Origin of the sequence: Streptomyces sp. adm13(2018) (assembly GCF_008042145.1) — a bacterium.
Classification (GTDB): Bacteria; Actinomycetota; Actinomycetes; order Streptomycetales; family Streptomycetaceae; genus Streptomyces.
In genome coordinates this window covers 66,741-68,115 of sequence record NZ_RDBH01000142.1, presented here as the reverse complement: position 1 = coordinate 68,115, position 1,375 = coordinate 66,741, and the positions used below count along the sequence as shown (strand labels likewise).

Below are 1,375 nucleotides of genomic sequence, written 5' to 3'. Positions count from 1 at the left end.
GCGGGGTGGAGCGGGGCGGTGGCGGGGACGTCGGCCGGGCGCAGGTTCGCGAACTCCTTGCGCAGCACCGGTACGACCTCCTCGCCGAGGATGTCGAGCTGCTCCAGGACGGTCTTGAGGGGCAGCCCCGCGTGGTCGACGAGGAACAGCTGGCGCTGGTAGTCGCCCACGTAGTCGCGGAAGGACAGGGTGCGCTCGATGACCTCCTGCGGCGAGCCGACGGTCAGCGGGGTCTCGCGGGAGAAGTCCTCCAGGGACGGTCCGTGGCCGTAGACCGGCGCGTTGTCGAAGTACGGGCGGAACTCCCGTACCGCGTCCTGCGAGTTCTTCCGCATGAAGACCTGGCCGCCGAGGCCGACGATCGCCTGTTCGGGGGTGCCGTGGCCGTAGTGCGCGTACCGCTGGCGGTAGAGGCGGACCATCTTCTCGGTGTGCTGCTTGGGCCAGAAGATGTGGTTCGCGAAGAAGCCGTCGCCGTAGTAGGCGGCCTGCTCGGCGATCTCCGGGGAGCGGATGGAGCCGTGCCAGACGAACGGCGGGACGCCGTCGAGCGGGCGCGGGGTGGAGGTGAAGCCCTGGAGGGCGGAGCGGAACGTGCCCTCCCAGTCGACCACGTCCTCCCTCCACAGCCGGTGGAGGAGCGCGTAGTGCTCGATGGCGAGCGGGATGCCCTGCCGGATGTCCTGGCCGAACCACGGGTAGACCGGGCCGGTGTTGCCACGGCCCATCATCAGGTCCACGCGGCCGTCGGCGAGGTGCTGGAGGGTCGCGTAGTCCTCGGCGATCTTCACCGGGTCGTTGGTGGTGATCAGCGTCGTGGACGTGGAGAGGGCCAGGTTCTCCGTGCGGGCGGCGATGTGCCCGAGGAGGGTGGTGGGGGAGGAGGGCACGAACGGCGGGTTGTGGTGCTCGCCGGTCGCGAAGACGTCCAGTCCGACCTCTTCGGCCTTGAGCGCGATGGCGACGGTGTTCTTGATCCGCTCGTGCTCGGTGGGGGTGCGGCCGGTGGTGGGGTCGGTCGTCACGTCGCCGACGGTGAAGATCCCGAACTGCATCGTGCTCACCTCTCGCCTGGGGGGCTGTTGGTTGAATCGTAAACTATCTGGACGTCGGCTTCAACGGGGTGGGGTTCCGGGCTATTCCCGCCTTCTGCCGGCCCGGGCGTCGCTTCGAAGGCGGGCCGCGGGCGGGTGCCGAGTGGGGCCCGCCACGTACCGTCGGAAAACGGCCCTCCCGTAGAGTCGCGCAGGTGAACGGTGCGATAGCGGTCGTCGGAATCGGCGCGGACGGCTGGGACGGGCTCCCCGAGAACTCCCGCCGCGTCCTGGGGACCGCCGAGGTCCTGATCGGCGCCCCCCGCCAGCTCGACCTCCTC

The 1,375-nt window shown here is 70.0% G+C and carries 1 protein-coding gene and 1 pseudogene; one reads left to right on the top strand and one right to left on the bottom strand.

Translation table 11 applies throughout. The annotated features are described in order from the left end of the window. Nucleotides 1-1,055 (bottom strand): LLM class flavin-dependent oxidoreductase (locus EAO70_RS34230; protein ID WP_148006709.1); only part of this gene is annotated, 1,055 nt, incomplete at its 3' end. Between the two features lie 194 nt (nt 1,056-1,249). Here EAO70_RS34230 and EAO70_RS39795 point away from each other — a divergent pair. Next, a pseudogene (locus EAO70_RS39795) lies at nt 1,250-1,375 on the top strand (cobalamin biosynthesis bifunctional protein CbiET); the annotation flags it as partial.